Source organism: Streptomyces sp. NPDC127114, assembly GCF_042677525.1.
Taxonomy (GTDB): Bacteria; Actinomycetota; Actinomycetes; order Streptomycetales; family Streptomycetaceae; genus Streptomyces.
Genome location: NZ_JBHXTJ010000001.1, coordinates 203,054 through 216,287, shown reverse-complemented (window position 1 = coordinate 216,287; position 13,234 = coordinate 203,054). Strand labels below are relative to the sequence as shown.

Here is a 13,234-nt window from a genome sequence, read left to right as displayed (position 1 = left end):
CTCGTACGGGGTCGGTGCGCCTCCCACCCAACACCATGGCACCGACAGTCCCCTGGCCTCCGCACACCTGCGGCCGCCGGACAGGCACTAGAGGACCGCGATCCCCAGCGGCCGGGATCCGGCGGCGAGCCGATGCGAGGAACCGTCCGTCAGGTCGACGACGGTCAGGCCGTCCCCGTACCCGTCGCGGGTGAAGCCGCCCGTCACGTAGGCGGTGCGGCCGTCATCGGACACCGCGACGTCCTCGTGCGGGCCGTCCAGCGGGAAGACCCGCTCGGTGCCGTCCGGCGCCCGGACGGTGAGCGAGGGGCCGCGGTCGGCGGCGGGGTCGATGGGGCCCGTACCGACGGTGAGAAGGGTGCCGTCCGGCGTGATCGTGGTGCCGTGCTGATGGGTGTTCGCCGTCATCCGCAGGACCTCGGAGCGGCCGGTGGCCGGGTCGACCACCACGAGCCTCTCGCCCTCGAACGGGAGCAGCAGGCGTCCGTCGGAGGGGCGCACCGCCGTGTAGTGCGGCTTCAGCCAGGAGCCGAGCCCGCCCTCGGTGCCGTACGGGGCCACCTCGATCCGGCGGGTGCTCAGACTGTCCGCCCGTACGACGGTGACGTCGAAGGAGTCGTGGTTCGTCGCGTACACCTCGGAGCCGTCGCGCGAGACGTCCACGTCGAAGGGCCGCCGGCCGACCGGGACCCGGTCGGTGACCTTCAGGGCGGCGGTGTCGATCACCTCCAGGGTGCCGTTGCCGCCGGGCACGTTGACGCCGACGTACACCCGTCGTCCGTCGGGGGAAAGCGCGATGCCCATGCCGCCGCCCCGGTATTCGCCCGTCGTGGCGGGGCCGGTGGCCGTGCGGTACGGCACGAGGGCGAGGCGCGTGCGGGTCTTCGTGTCCACGACGGCGACGCCCTCGGCGGTGGCGACCCAGGCCCGGCCGTCGGCGCCCACGACGAGCCCGTACGGGGCGGTGCCGACCTCGACGGAGGCGAAGGCGCCGCGGGCCGGGTCGACGAAGGTGACGGTGTCGGAGCCGAAGTCGGCGACGAGAAGGGTGCCGGAGGGAGTGGCGCCGCTCGTCGTTCCCGAGCCTGCTCGGGGGCCCGCGGCGGACGGCGCGGCCGTGGTGGCCGGGCGGCTCTCGGCGGACCGGGCGGGCTCGCCGGACCGGGTGGGCTCGCCGGCCGGGGTGGGCTCGCCGCAGCCTTGCGCGCAGCCCGCGAGCAGCGCGACGGAGGCGGCCAGTACGGCGAGGGCACGGCTTCGGTTCATCGGCGGGCTCCCAGGAGGTCGAGCGGTCGGGCGGCGCACGATCGGGCGACGGGCGCTCGACCGGCGGGCGTCGGGCCGCGCCGGTCGCGCAGCCGCCACGAGGGCGGACGGGGCGGGTGGGGCCGACCCCGTCTCCCATGCTCGGGCCGTTCTCGTCCGAGCGGGTCAGCCGTTCGGCTGACCCGGGCATCGGTGCCTCGTACGACCCGGCCGCGACCGCCCGGCAGCGCTGCGGCATACTGACGCCCCCTCGATCAACAAAATGTTTAAGGAGGAGTCTTGGCCGCCAGTTTCAAGACGGTCATCGAGGTGGCCCCGGCCCACCTCGGTCAGGCGGAGGCCCTGGCCCGCGCCTTCCAGGAGGCCATCGCCCCGGCCACCGTCAACTTCGACTTCGACCACATCCGCGACGCCGCAGCCGCGATCCCCGACAGCGACATCGTGCGGATGGTCCGCGGCTGGGGCCTCCAGGACGAGGCCCCCGTCCTGGTGATGGTGCTCTCCCTCAAGGAGGCGGTGCGCCAGGCGCTGCCCCCCGAGGCGGCGGAAGCCGCGTTCTGGGAGACGATCGAGCGCGAGCTCGTCAGCGCGTTCACGGGCCTCGCCGAGCAGGAGGGCCTGCAGGGCCTCTCGTACTACGAGGAGGGCCCGGACAGCACCCGCTACTACCGTGACGTGTTCTTCGCCCTCCAGGACGAGGAGACGGGCGCGTACCTGTACGCCGTCGCCTTCTGCATCGACGTCACCATCGGCCGCGACAAGGCCCGCGTCGGAACCCTGGGGATGACCGACACCGTGCCGTTCGCGATCCGGCTCAACGCGATCGTGGTCCGCCAGGACCTCGCCCTCGCCACCGCCTGACCCTCCGCGACCGCGCCAGGCCCGCCGTCCCGGGCCGTGGTCAACCGCCCTACCGGAAGGTAGCGTCCGTGCCGGAAGCCTGGCAGGGCACGGCGAGGGCGAGCGCGCGAGTGAGCGCGCGCGGGCGAGCGCGAGGGTGAGGGGCATCGATGAACCAGCGGTTCGGCGACTACCAGAACGAGATCTACCTCAACGGGCTCTTCGGGACCCTGCCCAGGCTCCCGATGGACTTCGCCGGGCTCGAACGACGTGCCGAGGCCGCGCTGCCGCCCTCCGTCTGGTCGTACGTCGCCGGCGGCGCGGGCGACGAGAGCACCCAGCGGGCCAACACCGAGGCCTTCCGGCGCTGGGGCCTGATACCCCGGATGATGGTCGGCGCCGACCGACGCGACCTCTCCGTCGAGCTGTTCGGCCTCCGCCTGCCCACCCCGCTGCTCATGGCGCCGGTCGGCGTCATCGGCCTGTGCGCCCAGGACGGACACGGCGACCTCGCCACCGCGCGCGCCGCCGCCCGCACCGGCGTCCCGATGATCGCCTCCACGCTGAGCGTCGACCCGTTGGAGGACGTCGCCGCCGAGTCCGGCGACACCCCGGGCCTCTTCCAGCTGTACACCCCGACCGACCGCGCCCTCGCCGAGAGCCTGGTCCACCGCGCCGAGGCGGCCGGCTACCGCGGCATCGTGGTCACCCTCGACACCTGGGTCACCGGCTGGCGCCCCCGCGACCTCGCCGCCGGCAACTTCCCCCAGCTGCGCGGCCACTGCCTGGCCAACTACACCTCCGACCCCGTCTTCCGGGCCCGGCTCGCCAAGACGCCCGAAGAGGACCCGCAGGCCGCCGTCCTGGAGTGGACCGGCATCTTCGGCAAGCCGCTGACCTGGGCCGACCTGCCCTGGCTGCGCTCGCTCACCGAACTGCCCCTGATCCTGAAGGGCATCTGCCACCCGGAGGACGTCCGCCGGGCCAGGGACGGCGGCGTCGACGGCATCTACTGCTCCAACCACGGCGGCCGCCAGGCCAACGGCGGCCTGCCCGCCCTCGACGCGCTGCCGGAGGTGGTCGCCGCCGCCGACGGACTGCCCGTGCTCTTCGACTCGGGCGTCCGCAGCGGCGCCGACGTGGTCAAGGCGCTGGCGCTCGGTGCCACCGCCGTCGCCGTCGGACGGCCGTACGCCTACGGCCTGGCCCTCGACGGCACCGACGGCATCGTCCACGTGCTGCGCTCGCTCCTCGCCGAGGCCGACCTGATCATGGCCGTCGACGGCTACCCGACCCTGGCCGACCTGCGCGCGGAGGGTGCGCTGCGCAGGATCTGAGCAGGTGGAGGGGAGCGCGGCGCGGCACCGTGCGGGGCAAGTGCGGTGCCGCGCCGTGCGGTGCCGTGCTGTGCGGTGCCGTACGAGGCGGCGCGGGGCCGTGCGGTACCGCGATGCGGGGTCAGCGCCGGCCGAGGACCTCCGCGATCCGGGAGAAGCCGTCGGCTCCGTGACCGAGGCCCACGGTCCTGCGGGCCAGGCCCTCGGCGGCGCGCATCACGCCCGCGTCGATGCCGTGCGCCTCGGAGGCGTGCACGATGTGGGCCATCGACGAGACCGCCGAGGTCAGCGGGTTGATCTCACCGGAGTACGTGCCGCTCTCGATGTCCTCGGCGAACTCCTGGAACAGCGGCGGCAGGATCGCTCCGATGCCCTGGGCGAACGGGACCAGTTCGCCCGGCCTGATGCCCTCCGCGCCCGCCACGGCGAGCGCGTGCATGTAGCCGGCCATCGAGGTCCAGAAGATGTCGAGCAGCGCGATGTCGTACGCGGCGGCCCGGCCGACGTCCTCGCCGAGGTGGGTGTGCGTACCGCCGAGCACGTCGAGCACCGGCCGGTGCTCCTGGTACAGCTCCTCGGGGCCGCTGTGGAGGAACACCGCCTGCGGCGTGCCGATGGTCGTCGTCGGCGTCATGATGGCCCCGTCGAGATAGGCGATGCCGTGCTCGGCGGCCCACCGCCCGGTGTCCCGGGCCCGCTCCGGGGTGTCGGCCGTCAGGTTCACCAGCGCGCGGCCCTTGAGCGCGGCCGTGACCGCCTCCTGGCGCAGCACGGCGTCCGAGGCGTCGTAGTTGACCAGGGAGACCAGGGTCAGCGGGCTCGCGGCGACCGCCTCGGCGGTGCTCGCCGCCCCGACGGCGCCGCGCTCGACGAGCTCGCGGTCACGTCCCGGCGTGCGGTTCCACACGGTGGTGCGCACCCCGGCGGCCACGAACGCGCCGGCCAGCGCCCGGCCCATGGGACCGAGACCGATCACGGTGACGGCGGCCGGCTGCGTGGCGGGCTGCGGGGAAGAAGACATGGGTGAACTCCCTTGTAAATGAGATAAGTGAGGTAGGTGACGTAGGCACGGCCGGGCCGGCGCGGAACGGCATGCCGAAGGAAGGGAAGGACGAGGACGATGGGGCGCGTGCGAGCCAGGGACACGGACGTGTGCGGGGTCACCGCCGCCGTCGCGGTGATCGACGGCAAGTGGAAGACCCTGCTGCTCTGGCTGCTGGAATCAGGCCCGCACCGGCCCGGTGAACTGCGCCGGAAGGTCCCGGCGATCAGCGAGAAGGTGCTGACCCAGGCCCTGCGGGAGATGGAGTCGGACGGTCTGGTGCACCGCGAGGCGTTCGACGTGGTGCCGCCGAAGACCGTCTACTCGCTGACCGACGAGGGCCGCGAGCTCTCCGTCGCGCTGGCTGCGCTGTCGGTGTGGGGCCACCGTCGACTCGACCGGATGACCGCGGAGCGGGCCGTCTCCTGAGACTCCCGGCGCCCGGGGCGCCCAGGCGCTTCGTGCGCCCACGATGTTCCGTGGCTTCCGGTGTCGCGTACGCCCCCGAGGCGTGTGACGCCTCGTCATCCTCCTTCCGGTGTCCGTTCCCTCGGCCACCACAAGGCTCTCCCGTGGCCCGACGCGCGACAAGTACCCACAAAAAAGTGGGTGTGGCGGCGAGCCACGGGAGGGGTGAAGGCACCGGAAGCCGCCTAGGCGGCCTCCTCGGTACGGCGGCCCCGGCGGCGCAGCCGACGACGTCGACGGGGCCGGTCCGGCAGCCAGCCGAAGGCCAGGGAGCTGCCGGCCAGGCCGAGGAGCATGCCGATGAAGAAGCCGCCGAGGTTGGACGTGACCCAGCTCGCGAGCGAGGCGAGGACGCCGATCACCGAATAGAAGAGCCGCTGGCGGGGGTTGAACACGATGAGCAGCCCGCAGACCGTCATGATGATCGGCAGCACGTAGCCCGCGAGGCTGTCGGCGCCGGCGGTGAGGATCACCGAGACGCTGGCCCGCTGGGTCAGCAGGATCTCCGCGCCGCCTAGTGCGAGGGCGAGGCCGGCCCCGAAGGGCCGCCGGTGCTGCCAGCGCCGGAACGCCCGCCAGGGGTGCCGGCGGCCGTCCGGCCGTGCCGCCCGCCGGGTGCCCGCCCCAGGCGGCGACGCGGCCTCGTCCGTGCCCGACGTCATCCTCAGCAGCCCTTCGAGCTGAAGCCCATGTGGAGATCGGGCAGGGTGAACCGGGTCGCGGTCGTGGCGTAGTTGTTCTGCCGTACGTTCTTGATGCTGACGGTGTCGGCCTGCTGGCCGAACGAGCCGAGCGGGCCCTTGACCGGCGGCTTGTCGAAGGTGCTGGCGTCCCCGCCGATCTCGATGTTCTCGAACTCGGCGAGTTTCGCTGCCATTTCGGTCGAGTCGGTGGTCAGGCCGGAGGCCTTGACCGGGATGCCCTTGTTGCCCGCGGTGATCAGCAGATGGGTCCCGCCGAGCTCCACGCTCTGGCACAGGTTGGTCAGCTTCGCCTCGCGGAACGCGGTCACGATGACCAGCACCTGACCACCCGTGTCGCCCGCGTTCGGGCTGCCCTCTGCCATGTTGTCCAGCGCGCCGAACTGTCCGAAGCCGCTGCCCTCGAGGGAGTCGGCGGTCACGGTGAACGGCATGCCGGAGATGGCGAACTGGGCGGCGAGCGCACCCTGGGCGGTGAGCACCACCAGGGTCGAGGCGGCGAGGAGGGCGGGGACGCCCATCAGGGCGGCGCGGCGGTAGCGGACGCCGCCGCGCCTTGCGGAATCGGCCGGGTCGGGCGTCGACCCGGGTGCGGTGGTGCCTTCGGGCAGGGCCATGCGTCGCTCCTGACGTGACTGGGGTAACGGAGCGCGGCGACGACGTCCTGGCGCGGACGGTTCCCCATCCACCTGGGTCTTCCCGGACTCGTGCGGAGGCAGCGGTGCCGCAGGGAACCGTAACGGACCGTACGCGCGGTAACAGGGCGCGTCAACCGGTCAGTAACAAATAGGGTTTGATGCTCCGTCAGGAGTCGAGCGGGGCTCCGGAGCGCCGCTCGGCGGTGCCGCCGCCGGCCCGGCCGGGGGCCCTGCCGCTGTCCTCTCCGGCCTCGCCGTCCTCTTCGGCCTCGCCGTCCGGTTGCTTCGGATCCGTCGGGCAGTCGAAGGGTGACACGACCACGTGCACCAGCACGTCCAGGAGCCCGCGCAGCCCGCCATCTGCCTCCGCCGCCCCCACCGCCTCGATCGTCCCTGGCGTCCTTGGTGCCTTTGGCGTTCCCGACGCCCCTGCCGCCCCAGTCGTCCTGGCCTTCCCCGTCGTCCCCGCCGTCCCGGCCGAGACCGTTGTCCCCGCCGTCCCGGTGAACCGGCCCTCGTCCACCGCCCGGAGCACCGCCGCGTGGACGGCGCCGACCACCGCGTCCACGAGCTCGGCCCGCGCGACCTCCGGCGGACCGGGTGGCGCGTCCGCGAAGAACCGGCGAAAACTGGCCAGAAGTTCGGAGCGCGCCCGGCGCCCGGCCGGCCCCACCGACTCGATCTCCACGACCATGGTGGCAAAGGCCGGGTTCTGCGCGAGCAGGGTCAGCAGCACCTCGAGCCCCGACCGCACCGCGGCCGGCCAGGCCACCGCGCCGCCCCGCTCCTCGTACGCCCGCTGCATCGCCCGTACCACCGTCTCCGTGCCGCCCCGGAAGGCGGCGAGCACCGCGTCCTCCTTGCCGGAGAACAGCTCGTAGAAGACCGGTCGGGTCACTCCGGCGGCCCGGCAGATGTCGCTGATCCGGGCGCCCGTGTAGCCGTTCGCCGCGACCGTGCGGGCCACCCCGTCGAGCAGCCGGTCACGCTGTCGTGAGGCCACCTGCTCGGGGCTCAGCCGGCGCGGCCCCGGGCGCAGCGAGCGCTCGGGCTCGCGGCCCGTGCGGGCCCCCGGCAGGACCAGATCCTCCTCGGCGCCGCGAACGCTCGTCATCGGCCACATCCTTCTGCGGTTGTTGACGTCACATACTCGACAGGATTACAACCCTCGTGGGTTTTCCTCTCGGTGTTCCGGGCGAGCACCGGCGGAGCCGCACCCCAGTGGGACGGGATGCGCCGCCGCCGCGCACCGCACACCGAGTATTACGCTCCACCCCGTATCGCGACACCGCCGCCGGAGAACCGTGGCGCCGGAACTCTCCGGCGGCGGCCGTCGCCGTCATGGCGCAGCCGCGTCACCACGCCATCGCCTCACCGTGCCCAGGCACCCGTTTCCCCGCACTCGTACGACGGCCGTCGGGCCCGCGAGCCGTGCCCGCGCGCCGTGGCCGTACGCCGTGCCCGGACGTGTGCCCGTGCGGCGGGTGCATGACGTGATCCCCGCGTGGCGAGCGCTCCCGCAGCCCCTCCGTGCGCCACGTCCCCACGCGCGCACGTTCCCACGCAGCGACTCATTCCGCGACCCCCAACGACCCCAACCCCCAACGATCCCAACCCCGCAACGACCCCCAACGACCCACGCTGACCGCCGAGTTCTTCCACCCTCCGCCTTCGCGCGAAAGGAACCCCCATGGACAAGCGTGCTCTCTCCGCGGCCTTCGGCGCCGCCGTCGCCGCGGTGCTCGCGGTGACCGCCTCGGCCTCCGCGACCGCCTCCGCCGGCGAGGTCCTGACCACCGGAAGCGCCGGCGGCACCGCCGTAGCGACCGGTGACGTCCTGTCCGCCTCCCTCGCCTCCGGTACGAAGGCGAGGATCGCCACCACCCAGGGCGGCAGCACGGGCATCACCTGCGGCACGTCCGCCTTCACCGCCACCGTGACCGGCAACCCGGCCGCTCCCGGCACCGCGACGGAGACGGTCACGGCGCACACCCTCAGCAGCTGCACCACCAACATCGTCGGCGCCACGGGCGTGCAGAGCATCACCGTCAACAACCTGCCGTTCGCCGCCGCCGTCACCTCCGGCGGCTCGCTCACGGTCACCGCGGGCGCCGCGGGACCGATCCAGACGACGCTCAAGATCAGCACGATCCTCGGCACGACGACCTGCGTCTACCGGGCGAACAGCCTTACGGCGACGCCGTCCAACGCCGACAACTCGCTCACCTTCACCGACCAGTTGTTCAGCAAGTACAGCGGACCCGGCACCTGTCCGGCCAGCGGCTACTTCAGCGCGAAGTACGGCCCGGTGCTCGACACCAGTCAGGCCGGCAGCCCGGTGGTGTTCGTGAACTGAACACGGGCGCCGGCTGCGAACCGAACGGGCCGGCGTCGGTGAGCCGACGTGCGCGCAGCGCCGGTCCATGCCGACCGAAGGGCGGCACCGGAGCCTCAGGGCTGCCGGTGCCGCCCCTCCGCCATGCCCCGGCGGCCGGGGTGCACGCCGGCTACCGCCGGCTGCGGGGTGCGGGGTGCGGGTCAGCGGGACAGGGCCTCGACCGCGGTGGTGGCGAAGGAGTGGTCCTGCTCGGGGGCGCCGCCGCCGACGCCGATGGCGCCGATGAGGCGGCCGTCGCGGTGGATCGGCAGACCGCCGGCGATGAAGAGCAGCGGCCGGTCGAGGGCGGTGGTCAGCGAGTGGAACGGGCCGTCCGGCTTGACGAGGTCGACCAGGTCGGCGGTGGCGGCGTCGAGCTGGAGGGCGGTGTACGCCTTGCGGGTGCTGGTCTCGCCCGCGATCAGGACCGCGCGGTCGTCGCGTCGGAAGGCGAGCAGGTGTCCGCCGGCGTCGAGCACGGTGATGCTGACGGTGGCCCCGGCGGCCTCGGCCGCGTGGCGGGCGGCGGTGATCAGGACCTCGGCGTCGGCGGTGGTCAGCGGGGTGACGGTGGTGGTGCTCATGGCGCTTCTCCTTGAGGGGCGGGGTGGGGTGGGGTCGGGACCGGTGCGGTGGGTCAGTGGTGGACAGGGCTACGGACGGGGGGCGGCGCCCACAGCGGCCGCCGGGGCCACGCCAGCTGCGTCGGCAACGTCGGCTCCGCCGGTCGCCCCGGTCGCCCCGGTCGCCCCGGTCGCCCCGGTCGCCTCGGCAGGCGCGGCCGCCGCCGCGGGCGTGGGGGCCCGGCGCTCGAGCACCGCGGACCAGAAGGCGAGGCCGAGAGCGGCGGCGGCGAGGACGGCACCGACCCAGTTCGGGGACGTGTAGCCGAAGCCGGCGGCGATGACGACGCCGCCGAGCCAGGCGGCGAGCGCGTTGCCGAGGTTGAAGGCGCCGATGTTGACGGCGGAGGCCAGGGTCGGCGCGCCGTGCGCCTGGTCGAGGACGCGCTTCTGCAGCGGGGGCACGGTGGCGAAGCCGAGCGCCCCGACGAGGAGGATGGCGACCGCGGCGAGGATCTTGTCGTGGGCGGCCACGGTGAACAGCGCGAGAACGATCGCGAGCCCGCCCAGCGTGACGTAGAGCAGGGGCATCAGCGCACGGTCGGCGTACCGGCCGCCGAGCAGGTTGCCCAGGAACATGCCGACGCCGAAGAGGACCAGCAGCCAGGTGACCGCGCCGTCGGAGTAGCCGGTGACCTCGGTCATCATCGGCGCGATGTAGGTGATCGCGGCGAAGACGCCGCCGAAGCCGAGCACGGTCATCGCCATCGCGAGCAGCACCTGCGGGTTGCGGAAGGCCTTCAGCTCGCCGCGCAGCCGGGTGCCCTCGGGGCGGGGCATGGCGGGCACGAGCCGGGCGATGCCGAGCAGACCGACCACGCCGAGCGCGGCGACGATCGCGAAGGTGGCGCGCCAGCCGACGGCCTGCCCGATGAAGGTGCCGAGTGGCACGCCCACGATGTTCGCCACGGTCAGGCCGGTGAACATGGTGGCGATGGCGCCGGCCTTCTTGTCCGGGGCGACGAGATCGGCGGCGACGACGGACCCGATGCCGAAGAACGAGCCGTGGGCGAGCGAGGCGACGACGCGGCCGGTCAGCATCAGCCCGAAGCTCGGCGCGAAGGCGGAGAGCAGGTTGCCGGCCACGAACAGGCCCATGAGCATCATGAGCATCCGCTTGCGGCTCACCTTGTTGCCCAGGACGGTCAGCAGCGGCGCACCCAGGACGACGCCGAGCGCGTACCCGGTGACCAGCAGGCCCGCGGTGGGGATGGAGACGCCGTAGTCGGCGGCGATCTCCGGGAGCAGCCCCATGATCACAAACTCGGTCGTACCGATACCGAAGGCCCCGACCGCAAGCGCGAGGAGAGCGAGGGGCATGGCTCGGCCCTGCGCGGAATTACTTGAACGATCCCTTTGCATGCTTCGACAATAGTTGCACACGCGCCATAAGTGCAAGCGCGGGTATGAGTGGATCGGTGGTACTCCTCGCATCGCTTCCGGCTCCGACGGGAGGTCAATCGCTTCCGTCACGCGGGCGAGCGGCGAGGACGGCGACGTCGTCCTCGTACGCGCCGTTCGCCAAGTGGGCCAGGAATGTGTCGAGCATGTCGTCGAGAGGGCTGTCCGCCGGCAGGCGCACGGTCTCGAGCGCCTGCACCGAGGTGTCGATGTCCGTGCCGCGTCTTTCCACCAGCCCGTCGGTGTACAGCAGCAGCGTGGTGCCGCGGTCCATGCGGAGGGTGAGCGCTTCGTAGCTGCCGAGTCCGGTGCCGACGGGCGGGCCGGCCGGGAGCCAGAGGACGTCGACGCTGCCGTCCGGTCGGACGGCGGCGGGCGGCAGATGCCCGGCGCTGGCCGTCGTACAGGTGCCGGCAGCGGGATCCATCAGCGCGAGCAGGCAGGTGGCGAGGCGGTCGAGACCGAGGTGCGCGACCTGGCGGTCGAACTCGTCGAGGATCATGTCGACGCCCGCGCCGGAAGCGGCGATGGTGCGGAGCAGAGAGCGGTACTGGCTCATCGCGACGGCGGCCTGGAAACCGTGGCCCATCACGTCGCCCATGACCAGCAGGGTGCGGGAGTCCGACAGGGGAATCGAGTCGTACCAGTCCCCGCCGACGAGGACACTGTGGCCGGAAGGGAGGTAGCGGGCGGCCACTTCCACAGCGGGGTGGGGCGTCCGGGGTTCGGACAGCAGGGCCCGCTGGAGTTCCAGCGCCATGGTGTGTTCGTAGCTGTAGCGGCGCGCGCTGTCGATCGAGACGGCGGCCCGTCCGGCCAGCGCCTGGAGCGTCGCGAGGTCGTTGTCGTCGAAAGGCTGAGACGCGCCGGCCCGGCCCAGAAGGACGACGCCGACCGGGCGGCCCGCCGTGAGCAGCGGGGCGATGAGAAGCGAGTGGACGCCGGCCGCGCGAAAGAGCCTGGCCCGCTCGGGGGCCACCGTCACCTTCTGGAACAGCTCGTCCGAGGCCAGGTTGCCCAGCCACGGCCGCCCGCTGTCCAGACAATGCCGTGTGGCGACGCCACGGGGAACGTCGACGTACGGCCCGGGTCCGCCCAGATGGTCCAGGACCCATTCCAACCCAGGGGGTGCCGAGCCCCTCACCTTGCGCAGCCGCAGGAAACCGGGCGGAGGTGGGGGAGCGCCGGTGAACTCCTCTTCGACGATGCCCACCGCGGCCAGGTCGGCCAGTGAGGGGGCCAGGAAGTCGACCAGTTCCTGGCACGTGGTGTCGATGTCGAGTGTCGTGCCGACGCGCGTGGCCGCGGCATCCAGCAGGGCAAGCCGCTGATGGGCGGTCTCCAGGTCGTCCATATAGCGCCGCAGACTGCTGATCTCCACGCCGATTCCGCACAGCCACGGGCCCCGTTCCGGCAGTTCCATCCGGTGATAGACCGCTCGCCAGAGCCGCTGCCCCAACGGCGAGGAGACCTCCGTCGTGCCTGAGATGGTGGCCTCCCGAGGCTGCCCGTCGGCGAGTACCTCGAACAGGACGTCGTCCGGGCTCTGGAGATCCGGCAGCACCTCCCCGAGCGTTCGTCCCAGGAATGCGGTGGCGGGCACACCGCTGACGCGGACCCATGCCGGGTTGACGTACAGATGGCGCAGCTGCGCGTCGAGAACGACGACGGGAGCCATGGTCCCTTCGACGAGCTGACGCGCCGCAAGGCCCGCACCTTCCGGAAGAAGCCACTGCGGCATGGAGCCCTCACCGTTCACAGGTTCCCTCTCGCTGTCGTCACCGAAGCCCATGCATACCCCGTCGACGAAGCGACTTCTCGCGGTGAGAGGTGTGTGGATCCGGCCGTCCCCGCGAGCGACGATGACGACCTTCCACGGTCTCCGGGCTGCTCCGTGACGGACGATCCCCGACGGCGGGGACACCGGTCGGCGCTGCGCATGGGACTCCCGGAGGGAGGGAACCCATGCGTCGAGGAGAGGGGGCTGTCGTGACGGGTGAGGACTCGGTCGGATCACGGTGTGCGGAGGGGGACTCGCGTCCCTGGGCACCGGGACCCGCTCGGCCCGTGCAGGTCCCTGCCGGCGCGGCCCCGGTGGCGTGGCGGGAGACGGAGGACGCCCACCGCGTGGCGCATCGATACGGTGTTCTGAGCGCGCTGTTGAGGGCGGGTGTCGATGCCGCCCGGATACAGGTGTTCCATGACCTGGAGGGCGACGGCGCGTACTGGGTGGTGACCCTGGACGGCGCGCGGACGGCCGTGCTGACCGACGACACGGAAGACCATGTGGTGCACATGGAAGGGCCGTGGCCGTTCAAGGCCGTATTCCTCGGCCCGGACGGCCGCGCCCGAACGAAGATCGATCACTCGGTCGAGGACCTCACAGCCGACCTCGTGACGTGGTGTACCGAAGCGGTCGGGCTACCGGACGGCACCCACTGACGATCGGGCTGGACGATTCACCTGGAGAGCCGGCCGCCCCCGACTCCTTGACGCGAGGCGCAGTCCGCCGCGGCTGGGCCCGTCCGTGGCCGATACTGC

Annotated in this window: 13 protein-coding genes; 5 read left to right on the top strand and 8 right to left on the bottom strand. The window is 72.7% G+C overall.

Annotation, left to right across the window (positions count from 1 at the left end; translation table 11 throughout):
- Nucleotides 1–87: 87 nt before the first annotated feature.
- Nucleotides 88–1,266, bottom strand: a complete 1,179-nt coding sequence (locus ACFVGS_RS00935; RefSeq protein ID WP_385689065.1) for a beta-propeller fold lactonase family protein — start codon at nucleotides 1,264–1,266, stop codon at nucleotides 88–90.
- A 279-nt stretch (nucleotides 1,267–1,545) separates the two neighbouring features.
- Here ACFVGS_RS00935 and ACFVGS_RS00930 point away from each other — a divergent pair, with 279 nt between their 5' ends.
- Together ACFVGS_RS00930 and ACFVGS_RS00925 are read left to right on the top strand one after the other, a co-directional pair.
- Nucleotides 1,546–2,127, top strand: coding sequence for a Type-2Aa cytolytic delta-endotoxin (locus ACFVGS_RS00930; protein ID WP_385689062.1), 582 nt, complete (start codon nucleotides 1,546–1,548; stop codon nucleotides 2,125–2,127).
- 149 nt (nucleotides 2,128–2,276) lie between these two features.
- The gene (locus ACFVGS_RS00925) at nucleotides 2,277–3,443 is read left to right on the top strand and encodes an alpha-hydroxy-acid oxidizing protein (protein WP_385689059.1); all 1,167 of its coding nucleotides are present in this window, start codon (nucleotides 2,277–2,279) and stop codon (nucleotides 3,441–3,443) included.
- Between the two features lie 121 nt (nucleotides 3,444–3,564).
- Here ACFVGS_RS00925 and ACFVGS_RS00920 read toward each other — a convergent pair whose 3' ends face one another.
- The gene (locus tag ACFVGS_RS00920; RefSeq protein WP_385689056.1) at nucleotides 3,565–4,464 is read right to left on the bottom strand and encodes an NAD(P)-dependent oxidoreductase; all 900 of its coding nucleotides are present in this window, start codon (nucleotides 4,462–4,464) and stop codon (nucleotides 3,565–3,567) included.
- A gap of 99 nt (nucleotides 4,465–4,563) precedes the next feature.
- On the opposite strand from ACFVGS_RS00920, the gene ACFVGS_RS00915 reads away from it, so the two are divergent.
- Nucleotides 4,564–4,914 (top strand): winged helix-turn-helix transcriptional regulator, encoded by a 351-nt coding sequence (locus ACFVGS_RS00915; protein ID WP_385689053.1) that lies wholly within the window; start codon nucleotides 4,564–4,566, stop codon nucleotides 4,912–4,914.
- 224 nt (nucleotides 4,915–5,138) lie between these two features.
- On the opposite strand, the gene ACFVGS_RS00910 is transcribed toward ACFVGS_RS00915, so the two are convergent.
- The 3 genes from ACFVGS_RS00910 to ACFVGS_RS00900 all read right to left on the bottom strand — a co-directional run bounded on the left by ACFVGS_RS00910 (nucleotide 5,139) and on the right by ACFVGS_RS00900 (nucleotide 7,406).
- Nucleotides 5,139–5,615 (bottom strand): DUF6114 domain-containing protein, encoded by a 477-nt coding sequence (locus tag ACFVGS_RS00910; protein WP_385689050.1) that lies wholly within the window; start codon nucleotides 5,613–5,615, stop codon nucleotides 5,139–5,141.
- Between the two features lie 2 nt (nucleotides 5,616–5,617).
- Complete coding sequence (locus ACFVGS_RS00905; protein ID WP_384409331.1) at nucleotides 5,618–6,271, bottom strand: DUF6230 family protein; 654 nt, start codon at nucleotides 6,269–6,271, stop codon at nucleotides 5,618–5,620.
- A gap of 187 nt (nucleotides 6,272–6,458) precedes the next feature.
- On the bottom strand, nucleotides 6,459–7,406 hold the full coding sequence (locus ACFVGS_RS00900; protein WP_385689048.1) for a TetR/AcrR family transcriptional regulator: 948 nt from the start codon (nucleotides 7,404–7,406) through the stop codon (nucleotides 6,459–6,461).
- Nucleotides 7,407–7,982: 576 nt separating this feature from the next.
- Here ACFVGS_RS00900 and ACFVGS_RS00895 point away from each other — a divergent pair.
- Nucleotides 7,983–8,648 (top strand): Tat pathway signal sequence domain protein, encoded by a 666-nt coding sequence (locus tag ACFVGS_RS00895; RefSeq protein ID WP_384409327.1) that lies wholly within the window; start codon nucleotides 7,983–7,985, stop codon nucleotides 8,646–8,648.
- A 182-nt stretch (nucleotides 8,649–8,830) separates the two neighbouring features.
- On the opposite strand, the gene ACFVGS_RS00890 is transcribed toward ACFVGS_RS00895, so the two are convergent.
- From ACFVGS_RS00890 to ACFVGS_RS00880, 3 genes are all read right to left on the bottom strand, one after another.
- Nucleotides 8,831–9,253: a heme-binding protein gene (locus ACFVGS_RS00890; protein ID WP_385689045.1), complete on the bottom strand. Its 423-nt coding sequence runs from the start codon at nucleotides 9,251–9,253 to the stop codon at nucleotides 8,831–8,833.
- A 69-nt stretch (nucleotides 9,254–9,322) separates the two neighbouring features.
- The gene (locus ACFVGS_RS00885) at nucleotides 9,323–10,612 is read right to left on the bottom strand and encodes an MFS transporter (protein ID WP_385689042.1); all 1,290 of its coding nucleotides are present in this window, start codon (nucleotides 10,610–10,612) and stop codon (nucleotides 9,323–9,325) included.
- 136 nt (nucleotides 10,613–10,748) lie between these two features.
- Nucleotides 10,749–12,434, bottom strand: a complete 1,686-nt coding sequence (locus ACFVGS_RS00880) for a SpoIIE family protein phosphatase (RefSeq protein WP_385689039.1) — start codon at nucleotides 12,432–12,434, stop codon at nucleotides 10,749–10,751.
- Between the two features lie 386 nt (nucleotides 12,435–12,820).
- Between ACFVGS_RS00880 and ACFVGS_RS00875 the strand changes: the two genes are divergently transcribed.
- Entirely contained in the window at nucleotides 12,821–13,135 is a 315-nt protein-coding gene (locus ACFVGS_RS00875; protein WP_385689036.1) for a hypothetical protein, read from the top strand.
- The last annotated feature ends 99 nt before the right edge of the window (nucleotides 13,136–13,234 follow it).